Origin of the sequence: Nocardia arthritidis NBRC 100137 (genome assembly GCF_001612765.1) — a bacterium.
Classification (GTDB): Bacteria; Actinomycetota; Actinomycetes; order Mycobacteriales; family Mycobacteriaceae; genus Nocardia; species Nocardia arthritidis.
The window spans coordinates 264,253-281,064 of record NZ_BDBB01000001.1 but is presented as its reverse complement, the minus strand read 5'-3'; the positions used below and the strand labels follow the sequence as shown (position 1 = coordinate 281,064).

Genomic DNA, 16,812 nt, shown 5'->3' with positions numbered 1-16,812 from the left:
GCTCGTGTGGCAGCTTCTCTCGCGAAGCTTCGGGGCACCGCAGGATCTCTGGTCGACAACGAAATCCGGCTGGCGCGATTCATCGGATGCTTCGTGCCACTTGATGATTAGAATGTCGCATCATGACATGCCGTGAGCATGCGTATGCAAGGTGCAGATTGGGAGGCACGGGATGGCTGGCTCCGGCACGGATGAGCAGGTCGGCAATCTGGTCCGCAGGCTACGACTGGAACGCGGCTACACGCAGGCGGCGCTCGCCACCCGAGCGGGCTGTTCCCGCAGCCTGATTCAGCAGATCGAGAACGGCAGCCGGATTCCGCCGCTCGCGCTGCGGGAACGCCTGAGTCTCGCCCTCGGCGCGGAACTGCCGACCGACGGCAGCGCCGATCCCGCCACCGATCCGACCAGCAGCAACTACTACGACCTGCGGATGCGATTCAACGTCCTGCTCGGCAAGGACCCCGAATTGGTCTCGCGCGCATTGGGTATCGCCCAGAGCCTGATCGACGCCTCCGGCGCGCGGGCGGAAATCGAACCGCTGCGCCTGGTCGCCGATCGGCAGTTGGAACGCGCCGAGGAGATCCTCGCGCAGATTCCCTCGCGCAGCGCCACGGTGTGGGAGTGGAACACCGTCACCGACTGGCTGACGATTCTGGAACAGGCCACCACGTCGGTGTGCGCGATCCACACCGCGGACCTGGGCACGATCGGCGGTGACGTCGGCGACGACTATCACGCGGCGATCCTGCGCCTGGCCGACAAGTCGCATCCGCCGAAGATCGATGTGCGCCGGATGTACGTGCTGGACGACATCTCGGATGTGTGGCCCTACGACGACAAGCTGTGGAAACAGGCGCGCTCGGGCGTGGAGAGCGTGCTGGTCAAGCGCGAGTACGCGCGCAACGCGCAGAGCATGCTCGTGGTCGACGACCGCTACGTCGCGGTTGGCGAGTACGACTACTCGCGCCAGGCCCGGGTGGCGACGCGCTTCTCCGCGCTGAAGCACGACGTCGCGTTCGCGGTCCGGCGGTTCGAGAAACTCTACGACCTCCGGCGCGCCGGTTCGGCCATCGTGGTCGACCAGATCGTCGCGCAACCGCCCCTGGCGGAATTCGAACGACTCGCCGAGGGCAACTGCCGCAGCCTGTTCCGCACCGCGCTCCAGGAGAAATGGAACACCATGCCCGCACCGGGAGACTCTTCAGAAGGCGAGGTTCCGTGACTCAGAGCCACGTGCTCACCGATCCGCTCGCCGACCTGGCGCTGCTGACCAGTCGCTCCGAGGCCAGGAAACGGCAAGTGCGCGGGCACGTTTCGCGGGACGCCTGGTTCGCGGGGACCGGCGGCCTGCGCCACTCGGGCGTCATCGACGCCTACCACGGCGAAACCGGTCGTGCCCCGGACGCGCACGCCGTCGCGGCGCTGGATCGGGCGTGGCGAGAGAGCCTGCACATCGCGCCCTCCGCGGAGTATCTCGACGGCAGGCTCTACGACAAGCGGCAGCCGTTGATCCTGCGGGAGCTGGCGGCCCGCAGGCTGTTCGGGCGCCTGTCACATCCGGTGGAAGGGGTGCCCGGCGTCCGGGTGCGCGCGGAAGAGGTGATCGTCTGCCCGTATTCGAGCACGATGCTGCTCGAGGAGGCTGTCGCGAGCGTGGCCAAGCCCGGCGGGGTGATCGTGTGCCCGGAGGGCTTCTACAAGAGCGCCAGCATCCACGTGGAGAAATTCGGCTTGCGGATCGTGTCGTGCCCGGTGGCTCCGGACGACGCGTTCAAGATCGATCCCGCCCGGCTGGCCCGCTGTCTCGACGGGCTGCGGGCGACGGGCGAGCTGTGCGGCGTGCTGCTCACGCTGCCGGGCAACCCGGTGGTCGCCGACTACACGGCCGCCGAACTGGCGGAGATCGGGCGGGTGCTGCTCGACTGCGGCGTCCCCGTCATCTGCGACATGGCCTTCGACCTGCTGGTGGCCTCGCACATCCCGGTCGCCGCGCTGCATGTGCCGACCGAGCAGGGCATCCGGCGGCTGTACGACGTGGTGCTGACCATCACGGGCAACTCAAAGGGCTACAACGCCTTCGGCCCCTGCAAGATGGGTGCGGCATGCACGGGCGACAGTGCGTGGCTGGAGCGGATCCGGGAACGGCTCACCATCTCGTTCCAGCGCGAGACCACCCACCTGGCTCGCGCGATCCTCGAGCACACCTCCGAAGACTACTTCGATCGCAACCACACGCTGATGCGCGCGCAGATCGAGCGGGCCTGCGGCCACATCGCCGCGATCAACACCCGGCTCGGGGCCGAGGTCCTGCGACCGCTGGGCAATCCGGAAGGAATGTTTGTCTCGGTGGTGTTCGATCGCGCGCTCCTCGACGGGGCGGGTGTACGGACCAGTGCGCAGGTGGAAGACCTATTGCTCGCCGTGGCCGGCGTCGACAGCGTCGCGCTGGACCGCACCGGTTCACTGCGTCCCGGCGTCCGGTTGAACGTGCTCGCTCCCCGCAAAGCGCCACGACACGAATCGCCCGCTTTGCTCGAGGAGCTCTTCGACCGGCTGGAGCAATTGATCCGCGATATCGCGGGCGGGCTCACCTATCGCGCCGCGCTCGCCGATCGCGGCCTGACCGCCTTGGTAGCGGAGCCCGGAGCCGCGCGGTGATCGTCGGGGTGCTTCGCGAGACCGCGCCGCGGGAAACTCGTGTGGCGCTCACGCCCGATGGGGTCCGCACGCTTTCGACGGCGGGACACCGAGTGCTCGTGGAGGAAGGCGCGGGGCGAGGTGCGGGTTTCGCCGACGCGGCCTACCGCGCGGCCGGGGCGGACGTCGTCGGGGATCGCGCGTCGGTGTTCGAGCGCGCGGGCATCGTCGTCTGGGTGAAACCGCCCGCGTTCGACCTGGATTCGATGCCGTTGCGTGCTGGGACCACGCTGGTCGGCTTCCAGGATCCGCACTACCGTCGCGGCGAGATCGATCGGCTGCGCGGCCTCGGCATCGAATCGGTCGCCTTCGACCAGGTGCCGCGTGACGACTCGACCGCCGAGATCGATGCGCTGTCCGGCATGAGCCGGATCGCGGGCGCGGAGGGTTACGCCGAAGGCAGGCGGCTGCTCGCCCCGGCGCGGCTCACCCGTCCGGTCCGTGCCCTGGTGCTGGGGTGCGGGGCGGCCGGGCTCGCCGCGATCGCGGCCGCGCGCACGTTCGGCGACGAGAAGCCGACAGCGGTCGGTAACCGCCTCGCACAACGGGAGGCCGCGGCGGCGGCGGGCACCGGGCGGTTCGTGCCGAACCGGGAAGACAACGCGGCGTTGCTGGAATCGCTCGCCGCGACGCCGCCGGACCTCGTCGTCTGTACCGCCGTGCACCGCGGATCCCCGGCACCCCGCCTGCTCGGGCAGGCGGCGTTGGACCTGCTCGGCCCCGGGACCGTGATCGTGGACCTCGTGGCCAAGGCGGGCGGCAACTGCGTCGCGACCGTTGCGGATCGGACGGTCACCCTGCCCAACGGCGTCGTCGTCACCCATCGCTCCAATTACCCGGCGAGCCGTCCGGCATCGGCCAGTCGTGCGTACGCCGCGGCGACGGCCGCCATGGTGCTGCGGATCGCAGGAGAGCGCGGAAGTCCCTTGACGGTCGATGAGAACGTGTTCTAATTTTTGGCATGCGCAGATTTGACGGCCGCCGCGTGGTGGTGACGGGAGCGGGGTCCGGCATCGGTCAGGGCATCGCCCTGCGACTGCTGGACGAAGGGGCGCAGCTGGTCGCCGCCGACATCGATGCGGCGGGCTTGGCCACCACCGCGGACAAGGCGGGCGACAGCGCCGAGCGACTGCGAACGGTCGAGGTCGACACCGCCGATCCGGCGTCGGTGCGCGCCGCCACCGAAACGGCGCTCGAGTTCCTCGGCGGACTGGACGTGCTGGTCAACGCGGCGGGCATCCTTCGCCCCGCGCGCACCCACGAGATGCCGCTCGAGGTGTGGAACCAGGTGATCGGGGTGAATCTCACCGGCACCTTCCTGATGACCCAGGCCGCGCTGCCCGCTCTGCTGGACACCGGGCGCGGGGTGGTGGTCAACATCTCCTCCACCGCGGCGTTCAGCGCGGCGCCCTACCTGGCCTCCTACGCGGCGTCCAAGGGCGGCGTGAACGCTTTCACGCACGCCATCGCCTTGGAGTACGCCAAGCAGGGCTTGCGCGCGGTGAACATCGTTCCGGCCGGCATCACCAGCGGTATCACGACGAAGTCCATCCTGGCTCAGCCCGAAGGTTTCGATCCGCAGTTGTTCTCCCGGATGACCGGGTGGCTCAATGGTGGCGCGCTCGGCTCCCCGGAGGACATCGCCGGAGTGGTCGCCATGGTCGCCTCCGATGACGGGCGGTACATGACCGGAACCGAGATCCGGGTCGACGGCGGCGCGCTGATGTGAGTCAGCTGGGCGTGGCCACCAGAAGGTGGTGCGGAATCGGCGTATTCGCGAGCCGCCGATGCTCGACCCGGCAGCCCACATGTTCCAGTGCCGCGATCACCTCCGGCACCGGGCGCAGGGTGAAGCCGTACGACGTGAACGGCAGCTTCGCCATCGCGTCCGGATCTCCGATGCCGACCACCAGACGGCCACCCGGCCGGACCACGCGCGCGAGTTCGGCGCAGGCCGCTTGCAGGTCCGGCACGAAGTAGACGGTGTTCACGGTGATCGCGGCATCGAGACTGTCGTCCGGCAAGGGCAGCGCGGTGAGCGAACCCTCGAGCAGCCGCAGGCGACCGGACTCGATGTCGCTTCCGTGACCGGAGCGGGCGCGTGCCAGCATGTCCGCGGAGATCTCGACGCCGTGCACCACACCGTCCGCGCCGACTTGATCGAGCAGCAGGGAAAGCCCTGCACCGCCGCCGAATCCGAGGTCGGCCGCCGTGCCGCCGGGCGCGACGGAGGCAGCCTCCACCGCACCGGCGATGGCGGCCTTGTTGCCGCGATTGAGCACGAAGGCGATCCCTTTGCCGAGCACGCCGTGGGGATTTCCGAGCTGACCGGCGAGGGTGGACAACAAGCGGACCCGAACGGAGTTCATGCGCGCCATCGTATCGGCCCGGCCGTACCGGACGGTGGGGCGGAATGTCCGAATACTGTTCCCTTGGTATCCGTTCGACTACCGCGTTGGGAAGGACGACCTCGATGCGCCGACCGATGATCGTTCTGGCCGCCTGCGCGCTGGCTCTGCTGCCCGGCCAGCCCGCCTCGGCCGCCACACCGTGGGGGCCGCTCGCGCCGCCGAACCCGTTTCTCGGGCCGCCCGGCGCCGCGACCATGCACGGCGACGCGGGGTCCTCGGACGTGACAGCGCTCGCCGGGCCCGCCGCCGGGGCGGTCGCGGCCTATCCGCTGGCCTCCGCGTGCCCCACGCTGCTGGAAGGAGCGGACCGCCTCGTGGTCGCCCTGTGCACCGCGATCGCGGGACAGACCCCGACGGTGCACCTGCTCGATCCCGCGGCGCCGGGCCCGTTGGCGGGTTCGCTCGCCGCACTGCCGTTGACCAGAGGAAGCCTGCTCGGCGGCGTGTACGCCTACCTCGACCAGGACGACCGCTTGGTGGTCGTGGACGGCACCAGCCGGCTGCTGCGCATCCGGCACGAGCGCGACGCGACGGGGACGTGGCGGCTGATCAGCGAAGACTTCGCCGATCTCGGCCCGATGCTCCCGGCCGGGGACGCGGTGACCGGACTCGTGCCGGACTGGTCGGGCAATGTGTGGTTCGCGTCCGGTCAGGGAGTGGCCGGGTTCGTCACGGCTACCGGGCAGGTGGCGGCGCTCATGCTGCCCGCGGGCGAGCGCGTGGCCAACAGCATCTCGTCGGCGCCGAGCGGGCAGGTGGCGGTGGCCACGACGCACGCGCTGTACGAACTGCGCGCCGCCGCGTCCGGCATTCCGGAGATCGTGTGGCGCGCGCCGTACGACCGGGGATCGGCACGCAAGCCGGGGCAGCTCAGTTGGGGCACGGGCTCTACCCCCACCTACTTCGGGCCGCGCACCGGTGCGGACTACCTGACCATTGTCGACAACGCCGACGGTCAGGTGCGCGTCCTGATATTCCGTTCGGTGACCGGCGAACTGGTATGCGCGGCACCGGCGCTCGGCGAAGCCGGCGCGGGCAGTGAGAACTCGCCGGTCGGGATCGGCCGATCCGTCTTCGTTGCGAGCACATACGGATACCCCTACCCGGCGCTGCCCGAGGGTGCGGGACCGGCGGTGCCGCCGAGCGCGCCGTTCACCGGTGGCATGACGCGCATCGATGTGGACGGCGAGGGATGCCGCGTGGTGTGGGAGAACACGGTGCGCAGTGCGGCCGTACCGCGCCTGTCCACCGCCGACGGACTGCTGTATACGGTCGCCCGCGTCGGCGCGGACCACACCACGCCGCTCGACGGGTACGCGTTCACCGTGCTCGATCCGGAAACCGGTGCGGTGACCGCCTCGCACCCCCTTCCCGGCACCGTCGTCGACGATCCTCTCCAAACCGCGCCGCTGATCACGCAGGACGGCCACCTGCTCCAAGGAACGATCACCGGGATCCTGCGCGTCGGCTGAGCCGGCGGGGCAGCGAGGAAGTGACTCGGTTCCCACTCGGCCATTTCCGCCCCTGGCCGGGGCGCACGGTTCCGTCCGCGCATCAATGAACTCGGTGGTGCGTCTGGCCGCGCACAGCCGAATCGCCTTGGCGGGGGAACGGGAACCGATCGAGCGGTGAACTGTGACGTGCGTCTCTCGAACTCGGCTGCGGTGGTGTCGATTTCGCGCGGTTCCAGCCCTCGTTGCGACAGATGAGGCGAAGATCACATACCCCGTTACGGTTGCGGCCGAGGTGCTGAATCGGCAGCCGGCCGGTGCGGGCGACTTCTCTTTTCCTGGCCGGTTAATCCAGAGCCTGTCGGGGAACTGGCCGGTCTTCCCTGGGCATCACTATGTCCTTACCCGGTTTATTACCGCGTAAACAAACCTGTAGTCTCTTTCTTTCGGATGCTGATCAGCAACCGGCAATTCTTGCAAATGAACGTGCAGGTGGGAGCCCATGTCGGCAACCATGGAGGGGTCTATCTTCCGCTCCGGCTAACGCCCAGGAGGAGTTCCCCCGCTATTGCGGAGTGGATTCCCGTGGGGTGTTTCGGGAGTGTCACGGAGGCGGTGCCGGACGGTCGAAACAGTGATCGCGCGTGTCGCACGCGGTTAGCTGGCGGGGAGTGAAAGTGTGCGCCCCCCGGGGTTTGCTGGGACACTGCTTTATACGCTTGACCTCGACGGGGAGGGTTGCGTAGGGATAACGATTGTGTAGAGTTGACGGTAACGCTGGCCGCAGCTCGAGCCGGACTCGCTGCGGCCAGCGGAACTCAAATGGGGGACTTCCGAACCGATCTCACACCGCGTAGCTGCCGATTGTCCCAGCTGTGTCGCTCAGGGTGTGCTGAATGTTGGCTGCGTCACAGCGGACGGCTCATCGCTCGATGCCTCGGAATCCGTGCCCACCTGCTCGGTGACCGCACGGCGGCCCACTCCGAACACGTACACCAGGAACAACGCCTCGGCGGTGAAGCCGATCGCGAGGCGAATCGGGGTGGGCAGCGGGCTCGGTGTCACGAATCCTTCGATGAAGCCGCACACCAGCAACACACCGACCAGGCCGAGCGCTACGGTGGCGGTCGCGCGTCCCTGCCTGGCCACCGCCTCCACCCGGCTGAGCCGTCCGGGATCGATCAGAGTCCAACCGAGTTTCAGGCCCACGCCGCCCGCGACGAACACCGCCGTGAGCTCCAGCGTGCCGTGCGGCAGGATGAACCCGAAGAACGAGTCCAGCCGTCCCGCGTCGGCCATCAGCCCGGCGCTGACGCCCAGATTGAGCGCGTTCATGAACAACAGGTAGACCGCGGGCAGGATCAGTACACCGGTGAACAAGGCGATGGCGGTCACCCACGCGTTGTTGGTCCACACCTGTGCGGCGAAGGCGCCCTGCGGATGCTCCGAGTAGTACGTCTCGAACGCGCCGCCCGGTGCGGTGAGGCTTCCGGTGTCCGCCGGGATTCCGAGTACTTCGCGCGCCGACTCGACTCGGTCCACCCAGACGGCCAAGCCGGCCGATACGCACAAGAACACCGCGGCCACGCCGGCCCACCACGGCCAGGACCGGTAGAGCGCCGCGGGGAAGCGGCGGCCGAAGAACCGGCCGATCTCCTGCCAGGTGTCGGCTCGGGTCCCGAGCACCCGGCCGCGCGCACGCGCCAGCAGCGCGCTCAGCCCGGCGATCAGCTCCGGGTCGGGGCTGTGCGACTGCAATCGGGCCAGCTGCTGGGAGGTGCGGCGGTAGAGCGTGACGAGTTCGTCCGCCTCCGCGCCGGTCAGCTTGCTCCGTTTGGACAAGTAGTCGAGCCGGTCCCACGCCCTGCGGTGCGCCAGGCTGTATGCGTCCACGTCCATTCGGTTGCCTCCCACTCCCGCCGGTCGCAAGAATGCTATCGACATGGCTGAGTTCACCACCGGCGAAGCAGTGGCCCTGGAGCTGCCGATCGCCCGGATCCCCACCAGGGCGAGCGCGTTCCTGATCGACGTGCTGGCCCAGTGCACGCTCGCTTTCGTGCTGCTGTTCGCGATCGTCACGCTGCTGCTGCCCGCGGGCGTCGACTCGGCCTGGCTGGATGTGGTGATACTGGTCACCATCGTGACCGTGCTGGTCGGGTATCCGGTGGTCTGCGAGACCGTTTGGCGGGGGCGGACACTGGGCAAACTGATGCTCGGGCTGCGCGTGGTGCGCGCCGACGGCGGGCCGATCGACTTCCGGCACGCGCTCACCCGCGGCCTGGCGGGCGCGATCGTCGATTTCTGGATGCTCGGCGGGTTCGGCGCGATCGCGGTACTCACCTCGATGTGCTCGCCGCACGCGCGGCGGATCGGTGATGTGCTCGCGGGCACCGTGGTCGTGCACGCGCAACGCCCGCTGCCACCGCCCGCGCTCGCGATCGCGCCGCCGTGGCTGACCGGATGGAGCGCGCAGCTAGATCTGTCCGGACTGCCGGAGGAACTCGCCTTGGCGGTGCGGCAGTACCTGACGCGGTTGCGCACCCTGACGCCCGCGGCGCAGCACCAGTTGGGCGCGGCGCTCGTGGGCGAGGTGTGCGGGCGGCTGCGCGTCGCGCCGCCGGCCGGTTACCCGCCGCCGCAGATCCTCGGCGCGGTCATCGCCGAACGACAGCGCCGCGTGCTGCCCGCGCCGAGATACCCCGTGTTCCCGCCGCGCGTCGGTCAGCCGTTCGCCGCGACGTAGTCGTCCACCTCGCGAAGGAACGCGTCCTGCCGGGCGGGCGTCAGCCAGGAAGCGCGAAACGAGTTCCTGGCCAGCTCGGCCAGCCGATCGATGCCGAGGCCGGCCTGCTCGGCGAGTGCGAGGTAGTTGTCGGCAACGTACGCCCCGAAGTAGGCGGGGTCGTCGCTGTTGACCGTCACCGTCAGCCCGCGATCGAGCAGGCCGACGATCTGCGCGGACTTCATCTCGGCGGTGACGAAGGAGTTCGACACCGGACAGCAGGTGAGCGCGATTCCCTTGGCTGCGGCCAGTTCGACCAGACGGTCGTCCTCGACGATGTTCGTGCCGTGGTCGAGGCGGTCGACGGCGATGTCCTCCAGCGCCTGGCGGATGTGCTCGACCGAATCCGGCTGATCGATGTCGCAGTGCATCGTCAGCAGGAACCCTTCCGCGCGGGCGCGCTCGAAGACGGCGGCGAACTTGCTCGGCGGGTTTGCGCGCTCGTCGGAATCCAGCCCGACCCCGAGAATCCAGCTCTTGTACGGCAGCGCCTCCAGCAGCGTCGCCATGGCGTACTCGGCGGAGTGATCGCGCAGGAAGCACAGGATCAGCTCGGCGGATATCCCCAGCTCCCGCCGCGCTCGCGCGATCGCCGACCGGTATCCGCTGATCACCGTGGGAAACGGGATCCCGCGCCCGGTGTGCGCCTGCGGATCGAAGAACAGCTCGGCATGGCGCACGCCTTGGGCGTGCGCCCGGCGCAGATAGTCGAATGCGAGGTCGTGGAAGTCCTCGGGGCGCTGGAGAACGCGCATCGCGGGGTAGTAGACCCGCAGAAACGACGTCAGGTCGTGGAATCGATAGGTCTGCTTCACCTCGTCCACGGTCTTCTCCGGCAGCTCGATGCCGTTTCGCCGGGCGAGGCGGAACTTCAGCTCCGGCTCCAGTGTCCCTTCCAGATGCAGGTGCAGCTCCGCTTTCGGCAGTCCACGGACGAAGGTGGCGAGATCTGAGGCCATGCGGCCATGATCCTCCTCAGAGCGCGCCGGATTGCTTCAGTTCCAGGTATTCGTCCGCCAAAGCCTCCGGCAGCCGTTCCGGTGACGCGGCGACGACCGCGATACCGGAACGGCGCAGCGATTCCTGAACCAGCGCGCGTTCGGCGAGGACGGATTCGGCCGCGGCCGCGGCGTAGAGGTCGGCGAGGTTGTCGCGGCGGGTGGCGGCCGCGGCGACATCGGGGTCGGTCACCGAGACGATGAGCACTCGGTGCCGCTGCGCCAGCACCGGCAGCACGGGCAACAAGTTCTCCTCGACCGCGGCGCCGTCCAGACTGGTGAACCAGACGACCAGGCTGCGTCGGCGGGTGCGCTTGATGGCCGCCCGCACCAGCCCGGCGCTGTCGGTGTCGACCAGCGCGGGTGTGATGCCTGCCATCGCGTGCATCAACTTCAGCTGCAGACCCTTCCCGCCGACACCCCGGACTTCGGCGCGGACTCGCCGGTCGAAGGCGAGCAGGTCGACCGTGTCTCCCGCGGCCGCGGCCAGGCCACCGAGCAGCAGGGCCGCCTCGATGCTCGCGTCCAAGCGGGTTCCGTCGCCGACCCGGCCCGCGCTGACCCGGCCGGTGTCCAGCAGCATCAGCATGTGCCGGTTGCGCTCCGGGCGCCAGGTGCGGACCAGGACGTCGGTGGCGCGGGCGGTGGCGCGCCAGTCGATGGCGCGCACGTCGTCCCCGGCGACGTACTCGCGGAAGGAGTCGAATTCGGTGCCCTGTCCGCGCAGGTTGGCCACATTGCGTCCTTCCAGGTGTTGCAACCGCTTGACCTTCGAGCGCAACAGCCGTTCGGCGCGGAACGCGGGCAGCGCGCGTACCCGGGCGGGCACGTCGTGCCTCGTCTGCCTGCCCGCCAGCCCGAGCGGGCCGAGCAGGCGCACGGTGACCTGGCCCGCGACCCGATCGCCGCGATAGGTGGGCGTGAGCGCGGTGCGGAAGCGGACCTTGGTGCCCGGCGCGAGATCCAATTCGTGCGTGCGGTTTCCGGCGCGTGCGCTGCCGGGCCAGTCGTCCCACACCGTGCCGCGCAGCGTGCGGGCTCCGGTGTTGACCGCGACGAGCTCCACCTCGACGGAGCGCCCGAGACGCACCGTGGTGAGTGCCTGGCGGGACAGCGCCAGGTCGCGCGCGCGTCCCACCGCACCGAGATCGATGAGCAGCCCGGCCGCCAGGGCACAGGTCACCACGACGACGCCGAGCACGGACGGCAGGACCAGGGCGACGAACAGGGCCGCCACGCCTGCCGCGGCGGCCAGCCGACCGGTGACGACCATGCGCTACACCGGAACCGGAACCGACAGCAGCAGCGACGACAGCACACCCTCGGTGGTCACGCCGTCCAGCTCGGCCTCGGGACGCAGTTGCAGGCGGTGCCGCAGCACGGCGACGGCGACGGCTTTCACGTCGTCGGGTGTGACGAACCCGCGACCGGTGAGCCAGGCGAACGCGCGCGAGGCCGCCATCAGCGCGGTCGCGCCGCGGGTCGAGGCCCCGTGTTGCACGGCGGGCGAAGTACGGGTGGCCCGGCACACGTCGACGGTGTAGGCGAGCACCTCGGGGCTGATCGTCGTCTGCGCGATCGCGGCGCGGGCGGCGGTGATGTGTTCGGGGCCCGCGACGGGACGCAAGCCCGCGGCGGTCAGGTCGCGCGGATCGAAGCCCGCGGCGTGGCGTTGCAGGATGCGGAACTCGTCGTCGCGGCCGGGCAGCTGGATGTCCACCTTGAACAGGAACCGGTCCAGCTGCGCCTCCGGCAGCGGGTAGGTGCCCTCCTGCTCGATCGGGTTCTGGGTGGCGACGACGACGAACGGATCGGGCAGCGGCTGCGGCTTCCCGTCCACCGAGACCTGCCGTTCCTCCATCGATTCCAGCAGCGACGACTGGGTTTTCGGCGGCGTGCGGTTGATCTCGTCGGCGAGCAGCAGGTTGGTGAACACCGGACCGTGCCGGAAGGTGAACTCCGCGGAGTGCGGATCGTAGATCTGCGAGCCGGTGACGTCGCCGGGCATCAGGTCGGGGGTGAACTGCACCCGCGCGTGGTCCAGGTCCAGCGCCGTGGCCAGCGCCCGCACCAGCAGCGTCTTGGCCACACCCGGCACACCTTCGAGCAGCACGTGGCCGCGGCACAGCAGTGCGAGCACGAGGTACATGACCGCGCTGTCGTTGCCGACCACCGCTTTACCGATCTCGGCGCGCAGGGCGTGGAACGCGGCGCCCGCCTGCTCGGCCGTCGGGGTGGTCTCGGTGCTGGTCATTCGATCTCCTGTGGTTCGCGGGCGTTCCCGGATGCCTTGGGGCGGGCGAGGGTCGGGCGAAGGCGTCTCATCCGACCTCCGATTCGACCCATTCGAGCTGAGCGGCGACCACCTGCAGGGTCCCTGGATCGGGCACCGGGCCGAACAAGGCGGCCCCGATTTGGGCGGGGTGGGCTCCGAGGCGCGCGGCGACCACGGCGACGATCCGGTCCGGCGGAGTGTCGGCCGTGATGCCGAGCGGGGCGCGGATGCGGCGCAGCGTGGCCGCCCGCAGCTTTCCGGCGACGTGGTCGTGGTCTTTCGAGCGGCGGTAGAGGGCGGCGTGCCCGGCGAGCAGTTCGTTCGCCGCCACCTCGACCGGCCGGGGCTCGCGCACCAGTGCGCCCCGCCTGCGGGCCCGCCACCACACCACCAGTGCGGCGGCGATCAGGAACTGCACGCCGCCGTAGAAGACCGGCGCGGGCAGCCGGTCCCAGATCGGGTCCTCACCCGCTCCGAAGCCGGGGCGGTTGGGCGGCGGGACATCGGGCAGATCCGGTGGCGGCTGGGGCGGCGGCGGAGTGGGCGCGGTGGGCGCACCGCAGGATTGCAGGGCGCCGTAGACCAGCAGCAGTAGCGCGGCGGTCGCGGCGATCCCCGCCCAGAACCGGGGGTCGCGCAGTAGATTCGGCAGCGGTGGAAGCCTGCGCCTGGTGCGCGGCGCCTTCTCGACCGCCTCGATCTCGACCGGTTCCGGCGCGGGCGGCGGCGCGGAGGCGGAGAACCGGTCGGCGTATTCCAGCCTGCGGTATTCGTCCTCGGTGGCGCGGCGTCCGCCGTAGACCACCTCGTCGAAACTCTGTGCGGCGGGTTGGATCTCGGTGGCGACCTCGAGCGGCAACGTGGTCGTCACATCGTCGGCGGTTTCCCGCGCGGTGCGCGAGCGCCGGACCTCCAGCACACCGCCCTGTTCCAGGCCGCGCAACACGGCCCGGAAACGTTCCCGCAAGGCACGGTCGAAATCGCGGTGCCGCGCGGCCGATTCGGCGGCGGCCCGATGATCGGCGGCGGCGCCGAGCCGCGGCGCGCCGGGCGCCGGGTCGTTGTCCGCGTGGGGACCCTTGGTCAGCCGGACCTCACCCGATTGCCGTGCCGACGGGATCTGTGGCGGTGTCGGATCGCTCATCGCGTCTCCTGCCGGGGGATGCGAATGTCCAATCCCTCCCTGCGGCAACGGCGATCGACGTAGCACACCACCCGCGACGACGCCTCGACCACTTCGCCGAAGGTCGTCAGCAGCAGCACCGCCGACGTGGTCAGCACGATCACCGGCCACCGGTGCGTGCCCGAGAAGTCCGAGACGTACAACGGAATGGCCAGCAGTGGGATCGCCAACAGCCCGAACAGCGCGCGTTGGGCGATCCAGAGCCCGACGGTCGGCCACTCCGCACCTTCGGCGAGCAGTTTCGCGCGGGCGATCCCGTCGCGGTGCGAGGTGCGCTCCACGAACAGCACCGGCACCGCCACCCAGCGGCGGGCGCGCAGCCAGCCCAGCCAGAGCACCGCCAGCGGCAGTGTCACGATCGGCAAGCCGCTCACCGCGAACACGCCGACGCCCGCCAGCGTGAACAAAAGCTGGAACACCAGCAGCGAGCCGAGCGTCGCACCGAATCGGCGCAACGCGGTCCTGCGACCGATCGGCGCGCCGCCGACGGTCGCGAGCCCCAGGGCCACGGTCGTGCCGCGTAACGCGAAGCGCAGCAACCAGGCACAGGCCGCGGTGGACAGGATCGCCGCCCAGGCGGTGCCCGCGTCGGAACCGCCGGTCAGCTCGGAGACGCCCGCGGTCACCGCGACGACCGCGGCCTCGGCCAGGAGCAAGCCCGGCACGCTCAATCCGGCAATGGCGCGGATGTTCGCCTGGATCAGCGCGAACGGCGCATCGAGCAGTTCACGGAAACTCAGCGGTCGGATCGGCACCGTCGTTCCAGGAGACCCCGGTACCGGATCTGTTCCCGCCCCGACGGCGCCGGCCGGTTCGGCGGCTGGCAGCACGGGCCGAGTCTAGCCGTCAGCGGCGCAGTAAGCGGTCCACCACGTGCCGGTAGCGAACCGGATCGATCGGTGGCAGGCCGAGCAGCGCGCGCAGGTACACGCCGTCGCCGACGAGCCGGATGAGGTCGGCCTGGACCGGATCGCTGACCTCCGCGTCCAGACCGTCCGACCAGGCGTTCATCATCTCGACCAGCGCCTGCTGCACCTCGTCGGGCTCCGGCGTGGCGTCGATGGTGCGCATGGTCGCGAGCATCGACCGATAGAGCTCGAGTTCCACCGCTTCCGCCGCGTCGTCCGGGTTCGGCGTCTGCAGGTACCACTCGGCTACCGAGCCGCCTCTGGCGACCGCGCCGTCGAGCTGCTTGCCCGCGCGGTCGGCCAGCCTGCGGACCAAGCCGGCGAGCAGCGCGTCTTTGCTCTTGAAGTGATAGAGCAAGCCGCCTTTGGAGACACCCGCGGCGGCCGCCACGTTCTCCAGCGTCACCTGCGACATGCCTTTTTCCAGCAGCAGGGTCTCTAGTGCGTCCAGGATGCGGTCGCGAGTGTCAGCGGTCACGGGCACGACTATACCGTCCGGACGGTTGATCCATTACTATACCGTCTGGACGGTAAGAAAATGGACGACGGAAGTCGAGAAAGTCATGAACCCCCAGACCGCGCAGCCCACCGGACGATCGGCCACCGCGACACCCCGCGCCGGAGCGCGCGAGTGGGCCGGATTGTCCGTGCTCGCGCTCGCCCTGCTACTGCTCGCCGTCGACGCGACCGTGCTGGACCTGGCCGTACCCGCGATCAGCGCCGATCTGGCCCCGACCACTCCGCAGCTGCTGTGGATCATCGACGTCTACTCGTTCGTGCTGGCCGGGTTGCTCGTCGTCATGGGGAACCTCGGCGACCGGATCGGGCGGCGCAGGCTGCTACTGCTCGGCGCGGCCGGATTCGGTATCGCCTCCGTGCTCGCGGCGTGGTCCCTGACGCCGGAGATGCTCATCGCGGCGCGGGTGGTGCAAGGCGTCGCCGGTGCGACGCTGATGCCCGCGACGCTGGCGCTGATCAGGTCGATGTTCCTCGATCCGCGGCAGCGCACGGTCGCGATCGCGGTGTGGAGCGCGATGGCGGGCGGTGGCGCCGCGGCGGGACCGCTGCTGGGCGGCTGGCTGCTCGAGCACTACTGGTGGGGTTCGGTGTTCCTGGTGAACCTGCCGGTCATGCTGGTGCTGATCGCGCTGGGGCCCGTGCTGATCCCGGAGTCGCGCGACCCGAAGCCCGGTCGCTTCGACCTGCCCAGCGCCGTGCTGTCGATGCTCACGCTGGTGCCGGTCGTGTACGCGGTGAAGGAATTCGCGGCGCACGGCCCTGGCGTGCGCCCGGTCCTGGTCGGCGCGCTCGGCGTGCTGGCCGGCGTGGGGTTCGTGCGCAGGCAGCGACGGCTCGCGCAGCCGATGCTCGATCTGGCGCTGTTCGCGCTGCCCAACTTCCGTACCGCGGTGGTGACCAGTCTGCTCGCGGTGTTCGCGCTGGCCGGTGTGCTGTTCTTCGGCTCGCAGTACCTCCAGTTGGTTCTCGGACGCTCGCCGATGCAGGCGGGCTTGCTGCTGCTGCCGGGTCTGCTGGCCGGGATGATCGCCTCGCTCGCCGCGGCCTGGTTGGTGCGGCGGCTGCGGCCGGGCACCGTGCTGGGCGGCGCACTGATCACCGCGGCGGTGGGCGCGGCGCTGTTCGGATGGCTGGGCCCGGAGGCGGCCAACAGCACGACGCCGTTCGTGCTCGGCTTCCTGTTCGTGGGGGCAGGTGTCGGCGTCGCACTGACCGTGTCGTCCGATCTGGTGGTCGGCTCGGCGCCCGCGGAGCGCGCGGGTGCGGCCGCCGCGGTGTCGGAGACCGCCTACGAGACCGGTATCGCGCTGGGCGTCGCGATACTCGGCAGCGTGGTCATGGCCATCTTCCGCAACGGCCTCGACCTGAGCCACGTGCCGGATGATCAGGCGGACGCCGCCTCGGAATCCCTGGGCGCGGCCACGGCTTTCGCCCGTGAGCTGCCGGAGGCCGCCGGAAACGCGTTCCTCGCCTCGGTGCACGATTCGTTCGTCTCCGGCATCCACTTCGCGGCGATCGGCACCACCGCGATCCTGCTGGCAGCCGCGCTGGTGGCGTTCCGGTTGCGCGGTGCGCGGATGTGATCGCC

The 16,812-nt window shown here is 70.0% G+C and carries 15 protein-coding genes; 7 read left to right on the top strand and 8 right to left on the bottom strand.

Going from position 1 to position 16,812, the window contains the following annotated elements; genetic code table 11:
* The first annotated feature begins 172 nt into the window (after positions 1-172).
* The 4 genes from NA8_RS01255 to NA8_RS01240 are packed head-to-tail and all read left to right on the top strand — an operon-like array spanning position 173 to position 4,426.
* The gene (locus NA8_RS01255; RefSeq protein WP_063048461.1) at positions 173-1,222 is read left to right on the top strand and encodes a helix-turn-helix transcriptional regulator; all 1,050 of its coding nucleotides are present in this window, start codon (positions 173-175) and stop codon (positions 1,220-1,222) included.
* Entirely contained in the window at positions 1,219-2,658 is a 1,440-nt protein-coding gene (locus tag NA8_RS01250) for a pyridoxal phosphate-dependent aminotransferase (RefSeq protein WP_063048460.1), read from the top strand. Before NA8_RS01255 ends, NA8_RS01250 begins: the two co-directional genes overlap by 4 nt.
* Positions 2,655-3,650, top strand: coding sequence for a Rossmann-fold NAD(P)-binding domain-containing protein (locus tag NA8_RS33365; RefSeq protein WP_169810436.1), 996 nt, complete (start codon positions 2,655-2,657; stop codon positions 3,648-3,650). The genes NA8_RS01250 and NA8_RS33365 overlap by 4 nt, the downstream gene beginning before the upstream one ends.
* Before the next feature lie 8 nt (positions 3,651-3,658).
* The gene (locus tag NA8_RS01240; protein ID WP_063048458.1) at positions 3,659-4,426 is read left to right on the top strand and encodes an SDR family NAD(P)-dependent oxidoreductase; all 768 of its coding nucleotides are present in this window, start codon (positions 3,659-3,661) and stop codon (positions 4,424-4,426) included.
* A 1-nt stretch (position 4,427) separates the two neighbouring features.
* Here the strand turns inward: NA8_RS01240 and NA8_RS01235 are convergent, their stop codons facing one another.
* The gene (locus NA8_RS01235) at positions 4,428-5,066 is read right to left on the bottom strand and encodes a class I SAM-dependent methyltransferase (RefSeq protein ID WP_063048512.1); all 639 of its coding nucleotides are present in this window, start codon (positions 5,064-5,066) and stop codon (positions 4,428-4,430) included.
* Between the two features lie 104 nt (positions 5,067-5,170).
* Here NA8_RS01235 and NA8_RS01230 point away from each other — a divergent pair, with 104 nt between their 5' ends.
* Complete coding sequence (locus tag NA8_RS01230; protein ID WP_063048457.1) at positions 5,171-6,580, top strand: hypothetical protein; 1,410 nt, start codon at positions 5,171-5,173, stop codon at positions 6,578-6,580.
* 861 nt (positions 6,581-7,441) lie between these two features.
* Here NA8_RS01230 and NA8_RS01225 read toward each other — a convergent pair.
* The gene (locus NA8_RS01225) at positions 7,442-8,458 is read right to left on the bottom strand and encodes a stage II sporulation protein M (RefSeq protein ID WP_063048511.1); all 1,017 of its coding nucleotides are present in this window, start codon (positions 8,456-8,458) and stop codon (positions 7,442-7,444) included.
* Between the two features lie 43 nt (positions 8,459-8,501).
* Between NA8_RS01225 and NA8_RS01220 the strand changes: the two genes are divergently transcribed.
* Positions 8,502-9,302, top strand: coding sequence for an RDD family protein (locus NA8_RS01220; protein ID WP_063048456.1), 801 nt, complete (start codon positions 8,502-8,504; stop codon positions 9,300-9,302).
* On the opposite strand, the gene add is transcribed toward NA8_RS01220, so the two are convergent.
* The 6 genes from add to NA8_RS01190 form a co-directional block, all read right to left on the bottom strand.
* Positions 9,281-10,300: an adenosine deaminase gene (gene add, locus NA8_RS01215; protein WP_063048455.1), complete on the bottom strand. Its 1,020-nt coding sequence runs from the start codon at positions 10,298-10,300 to the stop codon at positions 9,281-9,283. The two genes, NA8_RS01220 and add, sit on opposite strands and share 22 nt — an antisense overlap.
* A gap of 16 nt (positions 10,301-10,316) precedes the next feature.
* Positions 10,317-11,612 carry a DUF58 domain-containing protein gene (locus NA8_RS01210; RefSeq protein ID WP_063048454.1) on the bottom strand — a complete coding sequence of 432 codons (1,296 nt, stop codon included), beginning with the start codon at positions 11,610-11,612 and terminating at the stop codon, positions 10,317-10,319.
* Between the two features lie 3 nt (positions 11,613-11,615).
* On the bottom strand, positions 11,616-12,593 hold the full coding sequence (locus tag NA8_RS01205) for an AAA family ATPase (protein WP_063048453.1): 978 nt from the start codon (positions 12,591-12,593) through the stop codon (positions 11,616-11,618).
* A 67-nt stretch (positions 12,594-12,660) separates the two neighbouring features.
* Entirely contained in the window at positions 12,661-13,758 is a 1,098-nt protein-coding gene (locus tag NA8_RS01200) for a DUF4129 domain-containing protein (protein ID WP_084466422.1), read from the bottom strand.
* Positions 13,755-14,627: a hypothetical protein gene (locus NA8_RS01195; protein WP_245663618.1), complete on the bottom strand. Its 873-nt coding sequence runs from the start codon at positions 14,625-14,627 to the stop codon at positions 13,755-13,757. The genes NA8_RS01200 and NA8_RS01195 overlap by 4 nt, the downstream gene beginning before the upstream one ends.
* A gap of 16 nt (positions 14,628-14,643) precedes the next feature.
* Entirely contained in the window at positions 14,644-15,183 is a 540-nt protein-coding gene (locus tag NA8_RS01190; protein WP_063048452.1) for a TetR/AcrR family transcriptional regulator, read from the bottom strand.
* An 85-nt stretch (positions 15,184-15,268) separates the two neighbouring features.
* Between NA8_RS01190 and NA8_RS01185 the strand changes: the two genes are divergently transcribed.
* On the top strand, positions 15,269-16,807 hold the full coding sequence (locus NA8_RS01185) for an MFS transporter (RefSeq protein WP_063048451.1): 1,539 nt from the start codon (positions 15,269-15,271) through the stop codon (positions 16,805-16,807).
* Positions 16,808-16,812: the final 5 nt, after the last annotated feature.

What these genes read in the sequence shown, in the direction of transcription:
- NA8_RS01225 (WP_063048511.1), bottom strand. Translation starts at nt 8,458, where the DNA reads ATGGACGTGGACGCATACAGCCTGGCGCACCGCAGGGCGTGGGACCGG.
- NA8_RS01230 (WP_063048457.1), top strand. Translation starts at nt 5,171, where the DNA reads ATGCGCCGACCGATGATCGTTCTGGCCGCCTGCGCGCTGGCTCTGCTG.
- NA8_RS01255 (WP_063048461.1), top strand. Translation starts at nt 173, where the DNA reads ATGGCTGGCTCCGGCACGGATGAGCAGGTCGGCAATCTGGTCCGCAGG.
- NA8_RS01220 (WP_063048456.1), top strand. Translation starts at nt 8,502, where the DNA reads ATGGCTGAGTTCACCACCGGCGAAGCAGTGGCCCTGGAGCTGCCGATC.
- NA8_RS01240 (WP_063048458.1), top strand. Translation starts at nt 3,659, where the DNA reads ATGCGCAGATTTGACGGCCGCCGCGTGGTGGTGACGGGAGCGGGGTCC.
- NA8_RS01210 (WP_063048454.1), bottom strand. Translation starts at nt 11,612, where the DNA reads ATGGTCGTCACCGGTCGGCTGGCCGCCGCGGCAGGCGTGGCGGCCCTG.
- NA8_RS01205 (WP_063048453.1), bottom strand. Translation starts at nt 12,593, where the DNA reads ATGACCAGCACCGAGACCACCCCGACGGCCGAGCAGGCGGGCGCCGCG.
- NA8_RS01185 (WP_063048451.1), top strand. Translation starts at nt 15,269, where the DNA reads ATGAACCCCCAGACCGCGCAGCCCACCGGACGATCGGCCACCGCGACA.
- add (WP_063048455.1), bottom strand. Translation starts at nt 10,300, where the DNA reads ATGGCCTCAGATCTCGCCACCTTCGTCCGTGGACTGCCGAAAGCGGAG.
- NA8_RS01200 (WP_084466422.1), bottom strand. Translation starts at nt 13,758, where the DNA reads ATGAGCGATCCGACACCGCCACAGATCCCGTCGGCACGGCAATCGGGT.
- NA8_RS01235 (WP_063048512.1), bottom strand. Translation starts at nt 5,066, where the DNA reads ATGAACTCCGTTCGGGTCCGCTTGTTGTCCACCCTCGCCGGTCAGCTC.